The organism is Tenacibaculum crassostreae (assembly GCF_964512405.1).
GTDB classification, from domain to species: Bacteria; Bacteroidota; Bacteroidia; order Flavobacteriales; family Flavobacteriaceae; genus Polaribacter; species Polaribacter crassostreae.
In genome coordinates this window covers 71,910-90,681 of sequence record NZ_CAZELE010000002.1, presented here as the reverse complement: position 1 = coordinate 90,681, position 18,772 = coordinate 71,910, and the positions used below count along the sequence as shown (strand labels likewise).

Sequence of the window (18,772 nt, the reverse complement as noted above, 5' to 3'; positions counted from 1 at the left end):
ATGAAGAATGTAAAATTTTTAATTATAGGTATTGTTTTCGGGATTATTTTATCAAAATCTGAAGCTGTTTCTTGGTATCGTATTTATGAAATGTTTAAGTTTCAATCATTTCATATGTACGGAATTATAGGGTCTGCCGTAGCTATTTCAGTAATTTTTATGTATTTCTTTAAAACAGGAAAAATTAAAGATTATTTAGGAAACCAAATCAACATAAAAGAAAAGAAAAAAGGATTTACTCGAACTTTAGCTGGCGGTACTCTTTTTGGACTAGGTTGGGCTTTAGCTGGTGCATGTCCTGCCCCTATTTTTGTTTTAATAGGACAAGGGTTTCTACCTATGCTAATTGTTCTTTTTGGAGCTTTATTAGGTTCTCTTATTTATGGGGTATTGAGCAAAAAGCTACCTAACTAATCTAATAAAATTGGTTCTAACAAATTTGAATTCGTATTGTCTACTACTTTCCAATTGTAGATTTTAGAAAGCTGATAAATTTTAGACAATTCTTCAAATAAGCGGTTTTTAGCTTCATTTTGCAGCTGAGAAACTGTAATTGTTGACTTTATTTTTTCAATCGCTTTTTTATTGAGTTTGTTCAATTCTTCTTTTGAAAAAGTGTTGAACTGACTTTGCTGTAAATCGAAATATTTAATATCTGGGGAAATAACTAGCTCTTCTTCTGGAATTTTATTAATGATAATCTGTTTACCAATACTATCAACCTGAATTTCTAATTTTGATAAATCGTAGCCAACCTCAACCTTCGCATTTACCGATAACATCGCTTTTTTTTCAAAAGAAAGATATCCGTAAAAATATTTTCTGGCATCAGAAAAACTATACATTTCAGAGAAATTCCCTTCTGAAACAACTAGTTTACTCAAATTTTTAATTCCGTTTAAAACAACTTGAATTTCTTCTTGCTCATATTTTTCTTCTTGCTCTTCGTACCATAATTTGGCAATTAAAAATCCGAGTAAAAATATTGCAGCACATTTTAGTAAGCGCATAGTTTTCTTTTTCTATAAATATAAAAAAAGTATATGAAAGTGTTTTAAGAAACTTGTTTTGCCTCTTTTTCTTCTTTTGGAAATGCTTGTTTGTTAAAGATAAACAATAAAGCTACACCAATGGTTATCCAAGAATCAGCACCGTTAAAAATAGCGTTAAAAAAAGTAAAACTTTCACCTTCGTAAATTGGAAAATATAACATATCTACCACTTTACCGTAGAATAATTCTCCGTAAGGATTATCAGAAAAAAGCGTTGCAACATTATGATACGATGTATCGAAAATTACACCGTAAAAAACAGAATCGATAATATTACCTACAGCCCCCGCTAAGATTAAAGAAATAGCAACTACAACTGCGGTATGAGCTTGTCTTTTTACCGTTTGCCACAACCAGTATACAATACCTGATACCGCAACAACTCTAAACAATGTTAAAAACAACTTTCCTGCTTTACCACCGAATTCAAAACCCCAAGCCATTCCGTTATTTTCGGTAAAATGGATTTTAAACCAATCTGCAAAAACAACTACTTCTTCACCTAATTGAAAATGGGTTTTTACATATATTTTACTTATTTGATCAATTAAAATTGCCAATATTACGGTAAGTATTGCGATGTGTTTTTTAGACATTTTTTTAATTTAATGGAAACAAAAATAAGAAAACTATTTTTATGAATTTTATATTCGTAATAAACAAAAAAAGACCAATTCTTATCAAATGGAATTGGTCTTTTAATTTATAAAAAAACGGTTTATCCTTTTAACCAAGCATTTCTTAATTCATTTTGTTGCTCAGTTGCACTTGCACTTTTCTTTAAGCTTTTCCCGCTAGTATACGATTGAGTTAATGTAGTTTTAATTACAACTTCTTCTCCGTTTCTATCCAACTTTACCTCAACTTCTTTTCCTGGTTGCCACATAAACATTTGGGTAAACACTTGATTTGCGTTTTCCATAGTTAACACAACACCATCAACCTCTTTAATTGCATCATTTGGTTGCGCTCCATTTTCAGCCCAAAAACTATTGTTTTTGACTGCATCTGTAAATCGGATAGTTTTTGACTCTTTATCTCCTTTTACAATAATTGACCCATTATTTTGAATATAATTTGTTTTAACTTTTGATTCTTCTAAAGCTAATCCTGCTTTTGCAAAAAACTTGTTATAATCAATCGGAGTACCTCCTACTACGTGTGTATTTAAAAACTCTCCAACTGATGGATAGGTCATTGCTGTAATTTCTTCAATTAACTTATCATCTTCAAATGGTTTGTTTTTCCCGTATTTTAACGATAATTCTTTCATTAAAGACAGCACCCCTCTGTTTCCGTTACTTTCTTCACGCATTAAAATATCGATACACATTCCTATTAAAGCTCCCTTTTGGTATACGTTATAGTATTGTGATGCATACGGTTCATCTAAAACATTTTCACTCATTTCAGTAAAACTCATAGAATCATTCATTCCTGAAGCAGTTTTGATTTTACCCATCACTTTTTGATAAAATTCATCTTCTGAAACTAACCCTTGATTTACTTGGAATAACGTAGCAAAATACTCGGTAATTCCTTCGTACATCCATAAGTGTTTAGAAAAAGTTGGTTGGTTGTAATCAAAATAATGTACGTCTTCTGAATGTACGCTTAGCGGAGTTACAATGTGGAAAAACTCATGCGAAACTACATCAATCATACTTTTAGCTAAAGCTTGATCTGGCATTGCTTCTGGTAACACTACTACCGTAGATGTATGATGCTCTAAAGCTCCGAATCCTTTAGGTGCTTTTTCTGTACCGTCAGATAAGTATAAATAAATATCGTAACGAGCTGTGCTATTTACACTTCCTAAATATGCTTTTTGAGCTTGCATCATTTTTTCCATTACTGCTTTAATTTTTTCTGCAGAATGTTTTTTATTAGGAGAATATACACTTAATACAATTTTAATATCACCTACTTGAAACTCTTCAACATCTAACTCACCATAAAACATTGGGTTATCAGTAATATCAAAATAACGAGGCGCGAAATAACTTGAAGTTAATACTGAACCGTCATCGTTTGTTTTTGTTCCTACAACTTGTAACGCTGAAGTTCTTTTGAAATTTGCAGGCGAAACAACATCTAACTTATATTGGCTGTTTTTTAAAGAATCGAAATATCCAATAAATCCGTGAAGATTTAACACATAGTTTGTCGACTCAATGTTTGTTCCTGCTGGTGAAAACGGAGTATCTCCTCCAATTCCTCCTGAAACCTCGACATCAAAAGTATCATTAACTAAATACGTTACTTTGTCTAATTTTTTAGCATTGCTAATCTCCCAAGTGTTTGTATCAACTTTGTTTACTGTAAGTTCGTTTCCTTCATAATCGAAAGCTTTGAAAGCATCTACATATTTTCCAAAATCACTTACCGAATATGTACCTTGTACTACTCTTGGTAGCCTGTAGGTAACTTTTTCAACAGTAAATCTTCCCGGATTTATAGTTACTGGTACTTTATCATCAGTAACTTGGGTTAAATCGACAGTAGATACAATAGGGTTTTGACTCGCTAAGTCATTTACAGTTGCTTTTTTTGTTGAATTACAACTAGCTAATAATAATACAGCTGCAGCTGTGGTTAGTATACTTTTATTCATTTTAAACGTTTATATATTCCACAAATTAGACAAATTCAACTCTAATCTGTTACCAATTCATTTCATAAAATTTTGTTAACTTCTATAATTAGTCTGTTACAACAGTAATATTAGCATGTATAGAACTTACTGTTAGTTTTTTTGAAGTATTGGAAGCTGATTTAACAAAAGGAGATTTTTTATTTTTTTCATTAATAACAATTCTACCCTTTTTTGTAGTTAGATTCAATTCTGAATTTAAAGCTCTTGCGTATACATTCCCCAGAAAAAGATGAGCTATTGTTGTGTTTTTTATTGTATTTAATTGAATGTTTCCTTTTTCTATATAAACGCTTAAATTCCCGTCATAACTTTTAGAAGTTACTCCAATAGTTTTTCCATAAACAACTACTTTTTTGTACTTAGGAATTTTTATTAACACTCTTGCTCTTTCTAACCTTTTTGTTATGTATTTTCTAAAAACTTCTTCTTTAAAAAGATTAAAATTAAGCTCAAAAGTTAGTTTTAAAACTCCATCTTCTTCAGTAAATAAAATATTATGTGCGTATGGATTTTCATCAAAAAGAGTCACTTCTAAATTGTTTCCTTCTGAATTTTCAATAATAATATCATCCAACCCATAGGTTATAATCTCTAATTCATCAGCTTTCATCGTTCTTTGTTGAACTATTTTTTCTTGACAAAAAAGAAATTGACTATTAATTAAAAGGAATATGAATACAAAATTTTTCATACAAAAAAAGCCTCATAAAGAGGCTTTATCAAATTTTATTTATAGTTTACTGCATGCGTTTAGCTTCGATACTTAACGTAGCATGAGGTACTAATTTTAAACGTTCTTTCTGAATTAACTTACCTGTAACTCTACAAATACCATACGTTTTGTTTTCAATACGAATCAACGCATTTTTTAAGTCACGTATAAACTTTTCTTGACGAATAGCCAACTGCATGTTTGCTTCTTTAGCCATGGTATCTGACCCTTCTTCAAACGACTTAAACTGAGGAGAAGTATCGTCTGTACCATTATCAGAACCATTTTTATACGATGCTTGTAATAGTTTTAAATCTTCTTCAGCTTTTTCAATCTTCTTTATGATAATTCCTTTGAATTCTTGTAAGTCACTGTCTGAATATCTTATTTTTACATCTTCCATAATGCTATATTTTTTCAATTAACATTCTACTTTTAATGGCATCAAACTCAATTTCTGTACCATTTTTTAAATCATCAACAAAAACTAGCTCATTTGTTAATGTTTCTGCTTTTATGTAGTTTTCATTTGCCAATACCGATTCTTTTAAATCGTCAGCTTGCAAAATGGTTAATTTAATTTTATCGGTTACTTCTAAACCAGTGTCTTTTCGTGCGTTTTGAATTCTATTTACCAACTCTCTTGCCACACCTTCTTTACGTAAATCATCGTTTATTGTAACATCTAAAGCTACAGTTAACCCCTCTGCATTTGCTACTAACCACCCCTCGATATCTTTTGATGAAATCTCTACATCTGCGGTTTCTAAAGTAATCATTTTACTATTAATTTCCACAGAAATTTCTCCTTCTTTTTCAATTTTAAAAATATCTTCTTGAGAGAAATTTTGTATTTGACTAGCAATCAGCTTCATATCTTTTCCAAATTTAGGACCTAAAGCTTTAAAATTTGGTTTAATTTGTTTTACTAAAATTCCTGAAGCATCGTCTAAAAGCTCAATTTCCTTTACGTTTACTTCTGATTTTATTAAATCTGCAACCGCTAAAATCTCTTCTTTTTGCGTTGCATCTAACACAGGAATCATGATTTTTTGTAACGGTTGACGTACTTTGATTTTCTCCTTAGCTCTTAAAGACAACACTAACGATGAAATAGTTTGTGCATTTTCCATCTTACGCTCTAACGACTTATCAACTAAATCAGCGTTATATTTAGGAAACTCAGCAATGTGTACACTTTCATAACTTTCTACTCCTGTTGCTTTTGTTAAATCTTTATACAAGCGATCCATAAAAAACGGAGCTACAGGAGAACCTAATTTAGCAACCGTTAACATACAAGTGTATAATGTTTGATATGCTGATATTTTATCTTGTGCGTACTCGCCTTTCCAGAAACGTCTTCTACACAAACGTACATACCAGTTACTTAAATGATCTTGAACAAAATCTGAAATGGCTCTAGTTGCTTTGGTTGGTTCATAATCTGCATAAAATTTATCAACCTTATCTACCAATGTATTTAATTCAGATAAAATCCAACGATCAATTTCTGGTCGCTCATTAATCGCTATTTCTGCTTCGCTATATGTGAAGTTATCAATATTTGCATATAAAGAGAAGAATGAATAGGTATTGTATAAAGTTCCGAAGAATTTACGCTTTACCTCTTCTATTCCTGCAATATCAAATTTTAAGTTATCCCATGGGTTTGCGTTGGAAATCATGTACCAACGAGTAGCATCTGGACCAAATTCCGCCAAAGTTGTAAACGGATCTACCGCATTTCCTAAACGTTTCGACATTTTTTGTCCGTTTTTGTCTAACACCAATCCGTTAGACACCACGTTTTTATAAGCTACAGAATCGAACACCATTGTTCCGATGGCGTGTAAAGTATAGAACCATCCACGAGTTTGATCTACTCCTTCTGCAATGAAGTTCGCTGGGTAACTTTCTTTAGCATCAATTAATTCTTTATTTTCAAAAGGATAATGCCATTGTGCATACGGCATAGAACCAGAATCGAACCAAACATCAATTAAATCGCTTTCGCGCTTCATAGGTTTTCCTGATGCAGAAACTAAGACAATTTTATCAACTACATTTTTGTGTAAATCAATTTTATCATAATTCTCTTCTGACATGTTTCCTACTTCAAAATCAGCAAAAATATCTTCAGACATTACGCCAGCTTCAACAGCTTTTATCATTTCTGATTTCAATTCTTCTACAGAACCGATACAAATTTGCTCTGTACCGTCTTCAGTACGCCAAATTGGTAATGGAATCCCCCAGAAACGAGAACGAGATAAGTTCCAATCATTGGCATTTTTTAACCAATTACCAAAACGTCCTTCTCCTGTTGATTTTGGTTTCCAGTTAATCGTTTCGTTTAAATCGAACATTTTATCTTTAACGTCGGTTACTTTGATAAACCAAGAATCTAATGGGTAGTATAAAATTGGTTTATCGGTACGCCAACAGTTAGGATAACTGTGCACATATTTTTCAACCTTAAAGGCTTTATTTTCTTCTTTTAATTGAATCGCTAGCTCTACATCTACCGATTTTTCTGGAGTCTCACCATCTGTATAGTATTCATTCTTTACATATTTACCTGCATATTCTCCCATTTCTGGACGGAATCTACCTTGTAAGTCTACTAACGGAACTGGATTCTCATTTTCATCTAACACCAACATTGGCGGCACTTCTGGAGTTGCTTGTTTTGCAACTAACGCATCATCGGCTCCAAAGGTAGGTGCTGTGTGTACGATACCTGTACCGTCTTCAGTTGTAACGAAATCTCCTGAAATTACTCTAAAAGCATTTTCTGGGTTTTGATATGGTAAAGCAAATGGTAATAATTGTTCGTATTTAATACCTACTAAGTCTTTCCCTATAAATTCTTTTACAATTGCGTATGGAATTTGCTTATCTCCTTCAGCATAGTTTTCTAATTCCACTACATCTTCTACTTGAGCAAATTTCTTCCCTGCAAATTGTTTTGATACTAAGTTTTTAGCCAACACCACTTGAATTGGTTCAAATGTATACTGGTTGAATGTTTTTACCAACACATACTCAATCTTTGGACCAACAGTTAATGCTGTATTTGAAGGAAGTGTCCAAGGAGTCGTTGTCCACGCTAAAAAGTGTACATCACCCTCTACTTGTAAAAACTCTGGTAAGGTTTCTTTGATGGCTTTAAACTGAGCGACTACTGTAGTATCGGTAACATCTTGATAGGTTCCTGGTTGGTTTAACTCGTGCGAACTTAATCCTGTTCCTGCTTTTGGTGAATACGGTTGAATGGTATACCCTTTATACAACAGATCTTTATCATAGATTTGTTTCAATAGCCACCAAACCGATTCCATATATTTTGGTTTATAGGTAATATACGGATCTTCCATATCTACCCAATATCCCATTTTTTGAGTTAGGTCGTTCCAAATATCAGTATAGCGCATTACAGCTCTTTTACACGCTTCGTTGTATTCTTCAACTGTAATTTTAGTTCCGATATCTTCTTTGGTGATTCCTAATTCTTTCTCAACCCCTAATTCAACCGGTAACCCATGTGTATCCCAACCCGCTTTACGTTTAACTTGGTATCCTTTTTGAGTTTTATAACGACAAAAAATATCTTTAATGGCACGTGCCATTACGTGGTGAATTCCTGGTAAACCGTTTGCCGAAGGTGGCCCTTCAAAAAACACAAATGGTTCGTTTCCTTCACGTGTAGTAATACTTTTTTCAAAGATGTTGTTTTCTTCCCAATAGTTTAAAATTTCTTCAGCTACTTTTGGCAAATCCAATCCTTTGTATTCAGTAAACTTTTTACTCATTTTGTCGGTATATTAATTGAATGTGCGAAATTACGTATTTTCTTGTAAAATTTCTCCTTTAAAAACATGTTTAAAACTCCTTCAAAAAACCTTATCATGTTTATTTTTTAACAGTTGTGTTTAAATTTTCACATTTTTTTAAGTCTTTTTTTGCTATCAAAGATTGTTTATTCCGATTTTATTAGGCATTTTTGAGTACAAATAATTCAAACAAAATCACAATGAAAAAAAAGTTTAACGGATTTTTAGCGCTTTTCATGGCGTTAATTGTGCAAATAACATTTGCACAAGAAAAAACTGTTTCAGGAACCGTTTCTGATTCTAACGGACCTTTACCAGGTGTAAATGTCATAATTAAAAATACATCTAGCGGTGTACAAACTGACTTTGACGGGAAATATTCATTAAAAGCCAATAGTGGTGATATACTTGTATTCAGTTTTGTTGGTATGAAAACTATTGAGAAAACGATTAACTCTTCAAACACTATTGATGTTTTAATGTCTGAAGACGAAAACCTACTTCAAGAAGTTGTGGTTACTGCTGTAGGTATTAAGCGTAAACCAGATGAAATAACAACTGCAAATCAAGTTGTGAAAGCTGACGAATTAAACCAAGCTGCCAACCCAGATGCTGTTCAAGCGCTAGCAGGTAAAGTTTCTGGTTTACAGATTAACACAACTTCTGCTGGATTAACTCCGAACACTCAAATTACATTAAGAGGTACTAGATCTATTTCTGGTAATAATTCTGCTTTAATAGTTATTGACAATATTGTTTCTACTGCTGAAGTACTTTCTAGTTTAGACCCAAACACCATTGAATCTATGAATGTGATAAAAGGTGCAAATGGAGCAGCTCTTTATGGTGAATTAGGTGCAGCAGGTGTAATTATTGTTACTACTAAAAAAGGAGCAAAAGATGCTAATAAATTTACTTTTAATATAAAATCTTCCTTAACAGTTGAAGAAATTGCTTTTTTACCTGAAACACAAAATATTTTTGGTCAAGGTTGGGGTGGTAATATTGAAACTGTAGACCAAGGTTCATGGGGAGCTCCATATAACGGTGCTTTAATTTCTGTTGGTACTCCTGACGCTAATGGTAATTTTAGATATTTCAAGTACAGTCATATTAAAGATAATATTTTGCCTTTTTTTAACACAGGAGTTAACCTTCAAAATTCAATTTCTATAGCTAAAGGGAATAATGAAAAAGGTTATTTTAACTTTGGATACTTACGTCAAGATTTAAGTGGTGTTATCCCTAGTAGTGAACTTCAAAAAAACAACTTCTCATTAACATTAGGAAAACAATTCGGTAAATTTGGAGCACAAGCTATTTTTAGGTATACTGATCAAAGTACTGATGATGTTAACAATAGAGATGTAGATAACAGAAGAGAAGATAACACTTATCCAGGAACAAGTATGTACCAAAGATTATCTAACACTCCTGGTAATGTACCTGTAGAAGCTTTTAATAGTGGCGACAACAATGATCACTGGACTATATATGAAGACAGCCCTTATTGGACATTAAAAAATAACAGAAGATTAGGTGAACGTAAAATAATTGATGTTTCAGGACAATTAACCTACGAGTTTAATGAAAATATTGATGCTGTTTTAAGAGGGTCGTATAGAAAAACAACAAATGATTTTCAATTTAGAAGAAATAGTTTTGAAGATTCATTTGTATATGTTGGAACAAATAGATCTATCCGTTCTTTTTATTTAGAAGACAATAATGAAGAAACATATATATATGCTGATTTATTAGTAAACTTTGACTATAAACTAACTGAAGATTTAACTTTTAAATCTAACGTTGGTATAAATACAACAGATAGAGAAATCACTCGAACTTTAAAAGGTGGTGCAGACTTAAATACACCTGGTTTATTTAGTTTAGATAATGTTACGAGTCCAGAAGATATTCCTTTAATAGAACCTTTGACACCAAGAACAGTTTCTGCATTTGGTCAAGTTGATTTAGGGTATAAAGATTATTTATTTTTAAATCTTACTGGTAGATATGATGGTAGTTCAGTGTTACCTGAGCAAAACAGATATTTCTTCTATCCTTCTGCTGGTGTCGCTTTTATCCCTACTAAAGCTTTCCCTGAAATTAAAAACAAGTTTCTACATAAAGCAAAAATATCTACAAGCTTTGTAAAAACAGGTAATGCTACTGGTATTAGATCAAAAGAGGTTTCTGAAATAGCAAATATAGATGTTACTTATCCAAACACAGGTTTAGTAGCTTTGATTGCAGAATCAGAAAGTGTTGATCAAAATTTAAAACCAGAATTTATTACCTCATATGAAGCGAACGTAAATTTAGAATTTTTAAACTATAATGGTCCAAGGCTTACTTTAGATGCTTCTCAAACTTGGGGTACCAATACAGATCAAATACTAAATAGATCTGCTTCTTTTTCTTCAGGATTAGGTAACGCTCTTGTTAATTTAGGAGAAACAAAAACTACTTCTTTAGAAGTAGATTTAGGTTTCACACCAATTAAAACAGAAGATTTTGAATTAAGTGGTAGAGTTGGTTATAGCACTTTCAAAACTACTGTTGAAGAAACTGGTGCATCTAAAAGAATTGAGGTTGCTAACTTTGGTACAGTTGGTGCTTATGCTATTGAAGGACAAGAATTCCCTACATTACTAGGTACTTCATATCAAAGAGATGATCAAGGTAGAGTTGTTGTAGATGCAAATGGTACTCCTTTAATTGACTCAGAGTTAAAAGTTTTAGGTAAAACCACACCAGACTACATTTTAAACTTTGGTTTAAATTTGAAATATAAAGGAATTAACCTTGCTGCAGTTGCAGATTACAGGACAGGACATGTATTCTACTCTGGAATTAGAAACGACCTAACAGGACAAGGTAGAACTTTTGAAACAACCTATAATGGCAGACAACCTTTTATCTTCCCTAATTCAACTGTAGAAGGAACAGGAGTTAACAATGAAACTGTATTTACAGCTGGTGGAGGAAATCTACAACCTTTAGGTGAAGCTTACGGTTACTATACGGGTAATTATGTTGACGTTGATGAAAATTTCATAACTGATGCAACAGCATTTAAAATTAGAGAGGTATCTTTAAGTTATGATTTTCCAACTAGGTTTTTAGACCAACTTAAGTTGAGTAGATTGAATATTGGACTGAGTGGACGAAACTTATGGACTAGCTTAAAAGGGAACAATCGAGGTTATAACGACCCTGAATTTGCTGGAAGGTTTGGTATAGCCAGCTATGGTATTACCCCTCCTACTAGATTTTATTCTCTTTCAGTTAATGTAGCATTTTAAAAATGAAAAAAAATGAAAAAAATATTTAAAATAACTTCAATATTTTTAATCTTCACAGCCTTTATTTCTTGTGATGATTATTTAGATGTGAATGACAACATAGTCGCTCAAAACTTATCTGATACAGATCCAAACGAATTAATTGTTGGTGCGCAAACATTATCTGCAGAAACATACACTAATCGATTAAATAGAATTGGAAACTGGATGGGTGTTTCTTGGTCTGGTAACTACTTAGCTTTTAACGATGCTTATGGTGAAGAAAGCAGGTATCAATTATCTTCAACATTTTACAATGATGTTTGGGACGACATGAATAGGTATATTTCAAATTTTGTTATTATTGAAAATCATCAAGATGATAAAAATTGGGATGATCAAAAAGCTGCTGCAAAAATTTTAAAAGCTTTTTACTTTCAATATATAGTAGACTTATATGGAGATGTTCCTTATTCTGAAGCTTTTGAAAGGACTAAAAACTTAACTCCAGTCTATGATGACGCTCAAGATATATATGTAAGCTTAATCGATAATATTGATGAAGCTATTGCTTTAATTAACAAAAGTGAAGCATCAGAATCTTTTGGAGCTGCTGATATTACCTTTGGTGGAGATATGGCAAGATGGGAAGCTTTCGCGAACACTATTAAATTACGCTTATTAGTACGTTTAATTTTAAAAGCAGAAACAGATGCTACCTTAGCTACTTATGTAAATAGTAAGTTCTCAGAATTAAACGGTGTTCAATTTCTTACTCAAGATGTAACAATCAATCCTGGTTACTCAGATCAAGATGATAGACAAAATCCATTTTGGGAGACATATGGATTTGACCCTGTAGGAAACCCTGAAACAATGGGTAGAATGACTGGTCCTTCTGACTTCGCATTTAACTTATTAGACAACTCTAACGACCCAAGATTAAATAGATTATGGAAGCCTAATGCCGCTAATGGAAATGTTTTTGCAGGAACCCAACAAGGTGGTGGTGGTAATGCAGCTTCTATAGGAGATGGTATTTTAAAAGGTGCAGACGCTAACTTGCCAATTATGTTAGCTGCTGAAAGTTATTTCTTACAAGCAGAAGCAGTAGAAAGAGGATATTTATCTGGAAATGCTAAAGCATTATTTGACCAAGGTATTACAAGTTCTTTTAATTCATTAGGAGCTTCTGGAGCTAGCACTTACATTACTGCTACAGATTCTGATGGATCTCTTGGTTTTAACGGAGGAAACTCTTTAGAAGCAATAATAACTCAAAAATGGATTGCACTTACTAGTGTTTCTGGGGCTGAATTATGGATAGAATATAACCGCACTGGCTTCCCTAGTAATTTACCTTTACCTAACGGTTCTACTGATCCAAATATTCCAGTAAGATTATTATATCCTGCTTCAGAATATTCTGGTAACGCAGCAAATGTTACTGTACAAAGTAGAAGCGACGCTTTTACTTCAAAGATATTTTGGGACGTAAATTAATTCTAAAAAACACAAATCATGAAAAAAATATTAAATATTAAAACACTATTACTGAGTTTATGTACTCTGGTAATAATATCTTGTGAACAGGATGAAGTTGTTTTCGATACTGAAATAGGAAATTTCACAAATGCTAAAGCTGCTCAAAATGCAATTACAGTAAGCGAAGGGAACCAAGCAGAGTTCATTGTAGTTCAGGAAGATTTAGTTCAAGGAAAAATAGATGAATGGGAAGGTATATATGTTTATGATGAACCTATCTCAGGTCAAATTGGACTTCGTGTTGTAGGTGGTACTGCTACCGAAGGTACAGATTATACTTTCAACAATTACAACTGGGGCACTGGGGATGGAAATTATTATTTCATGACTATTCAAGATTTTAGTCCTTTTTTATTCCAAGAAGGATATATTTATACTTATGATGCGTCAACTAGTTTACAAAACACAATTACTGACTTCTTAACGATAATCGATGATGGAGTTACTGAAGGCGAAGAAACAATTGAAATTCAATTATTCCCAGTAGCTTTAGGATATATTAATATTAATGAAACTATTACTATTACTATTACCGATTAATTATTAAAAATCATATTCAATAAAAAAACCGAAGCAAATGCTTCGGTTTTTTTATTGAATATTTTTTAATCTACTTTTTAACTATATAAAAATACGAACGTCTATTTTTTTGATGTTCTTCTCTTGAACATTTAGACTCATTCTCATCATCACAATTGTTTAATAATTGCTCTTCTCCGTATCCTATAGCGCTTTCAATTCTTTCTGATTTTATCCCCCTAGAAACGATATAATCTCTTGTTGCTTCGGCTCTTTTTTCTGACAACATTTTATTGTATTCATTAGGTCCACGGCTATCGGTATGTGATTCTATTTTAATAATCATTTCAGGATGATTATTCATTACAGAAACAATATTTTCTAACTCATATTCGGCATCTCTTCTTATATCGTACTGATCAAAATCAAAGTAAATAGGATTAATTACAATTTGGTCTTCAACTATTAATGACTTTAAAGACACGTTTGAAGTAATTGATTGTTTATTCAAATCTAACGTTTGAAGCTCTTGCTTTCCATCTTTATAATCTTGTTTTTCTGCAATTACAACAAAATTTTGCTCACAATCAACCTCAATAAACGTATAAGCTCCGTTTTTACCAGTTACTTTTTCTGAAACTACTTTTCCTTCGGCATTAATCAATTTTACTGTAGCTCCTTCTATTGGCTCATTGTTATCTTCGTCTGATACAATTCCTGTAACATCTTCTTTACATTTATATAAAACAAAACTATAAATATCATCATCTCCTTTACCTTCTTTTCTATTTGAAGAGAAAAATCCGTTATTCTTTTCTGCGTCAATCACAAATGCAAAATCGTCATATGGACCATTGATTGGCACTCCTAAATTATTAGGGTTTGAATAAACTCCTGCTTCATTTTTTGATTCAAAAACATCTAAAGCTCCTAAACCTAAATGACCATCTGATGCAAAATACAACGTGTTATCTTTAGCGATAAAAGGAAACATTTCTCTTCCTTCTGTATTTATTTTTGCTCCCAAATTTTCTGGAGTTCCAAATTTATTATCATCTAAAATTGCTACTTTATAAATATCTGTCGATCCAAAGCCATTAGGCATATCAGAAATAAAATACAATGTTTTCTCATCTGGACTTAAAGCAGGATGCCCCACCGAATAATCATCATTATTAAACGGAAGTTCAGTTATATTCGCCCAATTTCCATTGATATTTTCTGCTCTATAAATTTTTAAATTCGCAATTTTATTTGTCCCTCCTTTTAGTTTACCTTCATCTAAATTAGTTCTAGTAAAATACATTGTTTTACCATCAGAAGTAATAATAGCACTTGACTCATGATAACCAGAACTTACCGATTGAATTCTTTCGTCATCATTTACATCTACTATTTGATTTTCTTCATCAATTTGTTCAGTTGCTTTGTAAATATTTAAATGAGGTTGGTTATTCCATTTGTATAGTTTATCGCTGGTTTCTACCGGTTTTGTAGACGCGAAATAAAGTTTATCTTGATAAATAAAACCGCCAAAATCTGAATATTTAGTATTGATTGATACGTTTTTGATGTTTACAAAAACCTTCTTTTTATTACTTGTATAATCGCTAAAATAATCTTCGTTTTCTTTTAAAGCAGAACCTCTACTGTCTGTTTTATTTTTCTCGTTAAACTTTAAAAGCCATTTGTTTGATTCTTCAACCTTTTCGTTACTTTTTAATGCTTGTGCATATCTAAAAAAATATTCTGAAGAAGCTGAATTCTCATACTTATCCATTAAAGTTTTATACCATTTTTCTGCTTTTATAAACTCAGAATTGAAGTAATATGAATCTCCTAACCTACTCACGATTTCGTAAGAATCATCTCCTTTTTCATATATTTTCTCGTATAATTCGGCAGATTTTTTATACGCGAAGTCTTCAAAATACTTATCTGCTGTATATTTTCGTTGTCCAAAACAAATTGTACTTAAAAAAAATAGAACGATAGTTATTCTTGTCCCCATATTTTAATTGATTCCCTTAATAATTACTAAAGATACTTTTTTTTAGTTTATTTCAAAAACTAGCTTAAACCTCTCTCCTTTTTAATTTGTTCGTAAGCTGCTTGAATTTTTTGAAACTTTTCATTCGCGCCTTTTTTATGTTCTTCTCCTAAATTTTGCAATTTATCTGGGTGGTATTTTTTTGCCATTTTTCGGTAAGCTTTCTTTACCTCATCATCACTTGCTTGCTTTGTAATTTCTAACATTTTATAAGCGCTATCTGATTCGTTATAAAACATCGCTTTTATAGACACATAGTCGTATTCATTGATATACAAATAACTTGCTATTTTTCTAATTTCTTGTTCTTCAGAACCTGTTACTTGACCATCTGCTTGAGCTATTCCAAATAAAAAATGTAGTAACTGTAATCGAGTAGAATGCGACATGTGCTGACGAATTTGCAAACATACCTGACGCGTTGAAATTTGCTTTTTGATAATTCCGTTAAACAGCTTAAATGCATGATTAGCTCGTTCTTTACCATACATTTTCACAAAATACATACGAACATAATCCAACTCTCTTCTATCAATTCTACCATCAGCTTTTATAACTACCGACGCTAATATTAGTAAGCTGATTTCAAAATCACCTGAAGTTGCTCTTCCTCTTGTGCCTTGACGTTGCCTTTGTTGATATTCTTGTTGTTCTTGTGTAAAATCCTCTACCGAAACTCCATCAATAAAACTACCAACAACAAACCCTATAATTCCACCAATAGGTCCTCCTAAAGTAAAACCAGCTCCTGCACCGAGCCATTTTGCAAATTTTCCCATTCTTAATTTTTAGAAAGCACAAAGATAAAACTTTAGCTTTCTTTAACCATGACTATTTTTGGTTGACACTTGCCATGAAAAGCAGTATCTTTGCATCAAAATTTAATTCAAAAATATGTATCCAGAAGAATTAGTAAAACCAATGCGTGACCAATTAATTAATGCTGGTTTTGAAGCTTTATATACTGCTGAAGATGTTGATAGTGCTTTAGCAAAAGAAGGAACAACTTTAGTAATGGTAAATTCAGTTTGTGGGTGTGCTGCAGGTACTGCAAGACCAGGAGCTATCGCTTCTTTAGGAGCAGATAAAACTCCTACACATTTAACTACTGTTTTTGCAGGAGTAGAAAAAGAATCTACAGCGAAGGCAAGAGAATATATGATTCCTTTTCCTCCATCATCACCTGCAATTGCTTTATTTAAAGATGGTAATTTAGTACACATGTTAGAACGTCATCATATTGAAGGTCGTTCTGCTGAGGCTATCGCACAAAATTTAGCAGCTGCTTACGACGAGTTTTGTTAATCTTTTTTTAGAAACAAGACTTTTAGATAAACGAACAAAGACAAAAAAATCCAGCAAATTGCTGGATTTTTACTTTTCTAAATAACTTTACGCTATACTTTCTTAATTACATTGGTAACAATTCCCCAAATGATAAAATTATTTTCTTCAGTAATTTTTATGATTGGATAATCTGGATTTTCAGGTTTTAACCAAACCTCACCTCCTTCTACTCGTAAACGCTTTACAGTAAACTCTCCATCTAAAAAACAAACCGCAATTTTGTTATTGGTTGGCGGAATACTTCTATCAATCACCAATAAATCATTATCTTCTAAACCCGCACCAATCATCGATTGCCCACTTACGCGTGCAAAAAAAGTAGCTTCTTTGTTTCTAATTAATTCTTCATCTAACGAAATACGTGTTTCTCTAAAATCATCTGCAGGAGAAGGAAATCCAGCAGAAATACCAATATCCATAAAAATAGCTCCTTCACTTTCACTCAGCTCTTTTGGCAAGAAAAAAGTCAATGCTTCTGATGTATTCATAATCACTTTACTTTGATAATATCGTTAATATTCGTCGTGTACTTAGGTGACAATCGTTCTTGACGCATCTTCCAAGTACGTTGCAAATCTTGATTGGCTAATTTAATCTTATCTGCTTTATATGTTCGATTAATTTTATCAATCGCACTCATTAAAGAAACATGTTTCGGGTTTTCACCCACAAACATATCTAACTGATAATTGTCTGAAGGCACTAATCCTGTTACAATTACACCAGCTCTTTTATAGTGTATTCCTTCTTTAAAAATAGTAGTTACTGCTTGCACAGCACTTTTACAAATAGTTAATGTTGAATTTGTTGGATACGGAAACACTACCGTTTTACTCGCTCGATGTTGTTCTTTGTCTTTCTTATGATAATCGCTTCGTAAGATTACAATTACCATATGACAACTCGAATTTTGCTTGCGTAATTTTTCTGCACAACTCGCTGCAAACGTAGAAATTCTTTCTTTAATATTGTCTAAATCTGAAAATGTATATTCAAAACTTCGGGTCGTTGCAATTGCCTTTTTAGTTGTGGGTTCGTCTAGTAGTATTTTAGATTCTCCTTCTAAATCTTTTTTCAACTTCCAACCAGTTATCGATAAGTTTTTCAATACCCAATCGTCATCTAGCTGCGTAAAATCGTATGCTTTCGTACATCCTTTCGCTTTTAATCGTTTTTGAATTCCTCTTCCTATTCCCCAAACATCTTCTATCGGAATCCATTTTAATGCTTTGATTCTTTTTTCTTCGGAATCGATTACATATACTCCTCCTGTTTCTTTTAAAAACTTTCGTGCAATTTTATTGGCTACTTTACTCAAGGCTTTCGTTGGAGCTATACCAACGCAGGTAGGAATACCTGTCCATTGTAAAATTGTACTTCTAATTTTTGTTCCATAGGAATCAAAATCACAATTATCAAAACCTTTAAATTGCAAAAAAGCTTCATCGATAGAATATATTTCAACATCAGGAGAAAATTGTTCTAAAATTTTCATTACTCGAGCACTCATATCTCCATACAATGGATAATTTGATGATAGCACCGAGATATTATTGTTTTTACAAAATTGATCCCATTTAAAAATAGGCGCCCCAAAAGGTAGTTCTAACGCTTTTGCTTCATCGCTCATTGAAATAACACACCCATCGTTGTTACTTAAAATAGCCACGGGTTTCCCTTGCAAATTCGGATTAAAAACCCGTTCGCAAGAGGTATAAAAGTTATTACAATCTACCAACGCATACATAGTTGTAAAGGTACAGAATCT

15 protein-coding genes are annotated in these 18,772 nt (G+C 32.3%); 5 read left to right on the top strand and 10 right to left on the bottom strand.

Going from position 1 to position 18,772, the window contains the following annotated elements:
- Window positions 1-414 carry a DUF6691 family protein gene (locus tag ACKTST_RS01385; protein WP_408046004.1) on the top strand — a complete coding sequence of 138 codons (414 nt, stop codon included), beginning with the start codon at window positions 1-3 and terminating at the stop codon, window positions 412-414.
- Here the strand turns inward: ACKTST_RS01385 and ACKTST_RS01380 are convergent.
- From ACKTST_RS01380 to ileS, 6 genes are all read right to left on the bottom strand, one after another.
- A complete protein-coding gene (locus ACKTST_RS01380) occupies window positions 411-1,010 on the bottom strand; it encodes a DUF4230 domain-containing protein (protein WP_408046003.1) in 600 nt (199 codons plus the stop codon). The two genes, ACKTST_RS01385 and ACKTST_RS01380, sit on opposite strands and share 4 nt — an antisense overlap.
- A gap of 44 nt (window positions 1,011-1,054) precedes the next feature.
- Window positions 1,055-1,648: a lipoprotein signal peptidase gene (locus tag ACKTST_RS01375; protein ID WP_408046002.1), complete on the bottom strand. Its 594-nt coding sequence runs from the start codon at window positions 1,646-1,648 to the stop codon at window positions 1,055-1,057.
- A 122-nt stretch (window positions 1,649-1,770) separates the two neighbouring features.
- Window positions 1,771-3,666, bottom strand: a complete 1,896-nt coding sequence (locus ACKTST_RS01370) for a M61 family metallopeptidase (RefSeq protein WP_408046001.1) — start codon at window positions 3,664-3,666, stop codon at window positions 1,771-1,773.
- 88 nt (window positions 3,667-3,754) lie between these two features.
- Window positions 3,755-4,318 carry a hypothetical protein gene (locus tag ACKTST_RS01365; RefSeq protein WP_408046000.1) on the bottom strand — a complete coding sequence of 188 codons (564 nt, stop codon included), beginning with the start codon at window positions 4,316-4,318 and terminating at the stop codon, window positions 3,755-3,757.
- Window positions 4,319-4,445: 127 nt separating this feature from the next.
- Window positions 4,446-4,823 (bottom strand): TraR/DksA family transcriptional regulator, encoded by a 378-nt coding sequence (locus ACKTST_RS01360; RefSeq protein WP_408045999.1) that lies wholly within the window; start codon window positions 4,821-4,823, stop codon window positions 4,446-4,448.
- A 4-nt stretch (window positions 4,824-4,827) separates the two neighbouring features.
- Window positions 4,828-8,235: an isoleucine--tRNA ligase gene (ileS, locus tag ACKTST_RS01355; RefSeq protein WP_408045998.1), complete on the bottom strand. Its 3,408-nt coding sequence runs from the start codon at window positions 8,233-8,235 to the stop codon at window positions 4,828-4,830.
- A 221-nt stretch (window positions 8,236-8,456) separates the two neighbouring features.
- Between ileS and ACKTST_RS01350 the strand changes: the two genes are divergently transcribed.
- From ACKTST_RS01350 to ACKTST_RS01340, 3 genes are read left to right on the top strand one after another with little or no spacing between them, the layout of a single operon-like run.
- Window positions 8,457-11,564 (top strand): SusC/RagA family TonB-linked outer membrane protein, encoded by a 3,108-nt coding sequence (locus ACKTST_RS01350; RefSeq protein WP_408045997.1) that lies wholly within the window; start codon window positions 8,457-8,459, stop codon window positions 11,562-11,564.
- Between the two features lie 12 nt (window positions 11,565-11,576).
- Complete coding sequence (locus ACKTST_RS01345; RefSeq protein ID WP_408045996.1) at window positions 11,577-13,046, top strand: SusD/RagB family nutrient-binding outer membrane lipoprotein; 1,470 nt, start codon at window positions 11,577-11,579, stop codon at window positions 13,044-13,046.
- Between the two features lie 18 nt (window positions 13,047-13,064).
- A complete protein-coding gene (locus ACKTST_RS01340; RefSeq protein ID WP_408045995.1) occupies window positions 13,065-13,628 on the top strand; it encodes a hypothetical protein in 564 nt (187 codons plus the stop codon).
- A gap of 70 nt (window positions 13,629-13,698) precedes the next feature.
- On the opposite strand, the gene ACKTST_RS01335 is transcribed toward ACKTST_RS01340, so the two are convergent.
- A complete protein-coding gene (locus ACKTST_RS01335; protein ID WP_408045994.1) occupies window positions 13,699-15,618 on the bottom strand; it encodes an OmpA family protein in 1,920 nt (639 codons plus the stop codon).
- A 59-nt stretch (window positions 15,619-15,677) separates the two neighbouring features.
- Window positions 15,678-16,436 (bottom strand): TerB family tellurite resistance protein, encoded by a 759-nt coding sequence (locus ACKTST_RS01330; protein WP_408045993.1) that lies wholly within the window; start codon window positions 16,434-16,436, stop codon window positions 15,678-15,680.
- A gap of 115 nt (window positions 16,437-16,551) precedes the next feature.
- On the opposite strand from ACKTST_RS01330, the gene ACKTST_RS01325 reads away from it, so the two are divergent.
- Window positions 16,552-16,962, top strand: a complete 411-nt coding sequence (locus ACKTST_RS01325) for a BrxA/BrxB family bacilliredoxin (RefSeq protein ID WP_408045992.1) — start codon at window positions 16,552-16,554, stop codon at window positions 16,960-16,962.
- Window positions 16,963-17,054: 92 nt separating this feature from the next.
- On the opposite strand, the gene ACKTST_RS01320 is transcribed toward ACKTST_RS01325, so the two are convergent.
- The gene (locus ACKTST_RS01320; RefSeq protein WP_408045991.1) at window positions 17,055-17,492 is read right to left on the bottom strand and encodes a LexA family protein; all 438 of its coding nucleotides are present in this window, start codon (window positions 17,490-17,492) and stop codon (window positions 17,055-17,057) included.
- A gap of 2 nt (window positions 17,493-17,494) precedes the next feature.
- Window positions 17,495-18,751: a Y-family DNA polymerase gene (locus tag ACKTST_RS01315; protein ID WP_408045990.1), complete on the bottom strand. Its 1,257-nt coding sequence runs from the start codon at window positions 18,749-18,751 to the stop codon at window positions 17,495-17,497.
- Between the last annotated feature and the right edge of the window lie 21 nt (window positions 18,752-18,772).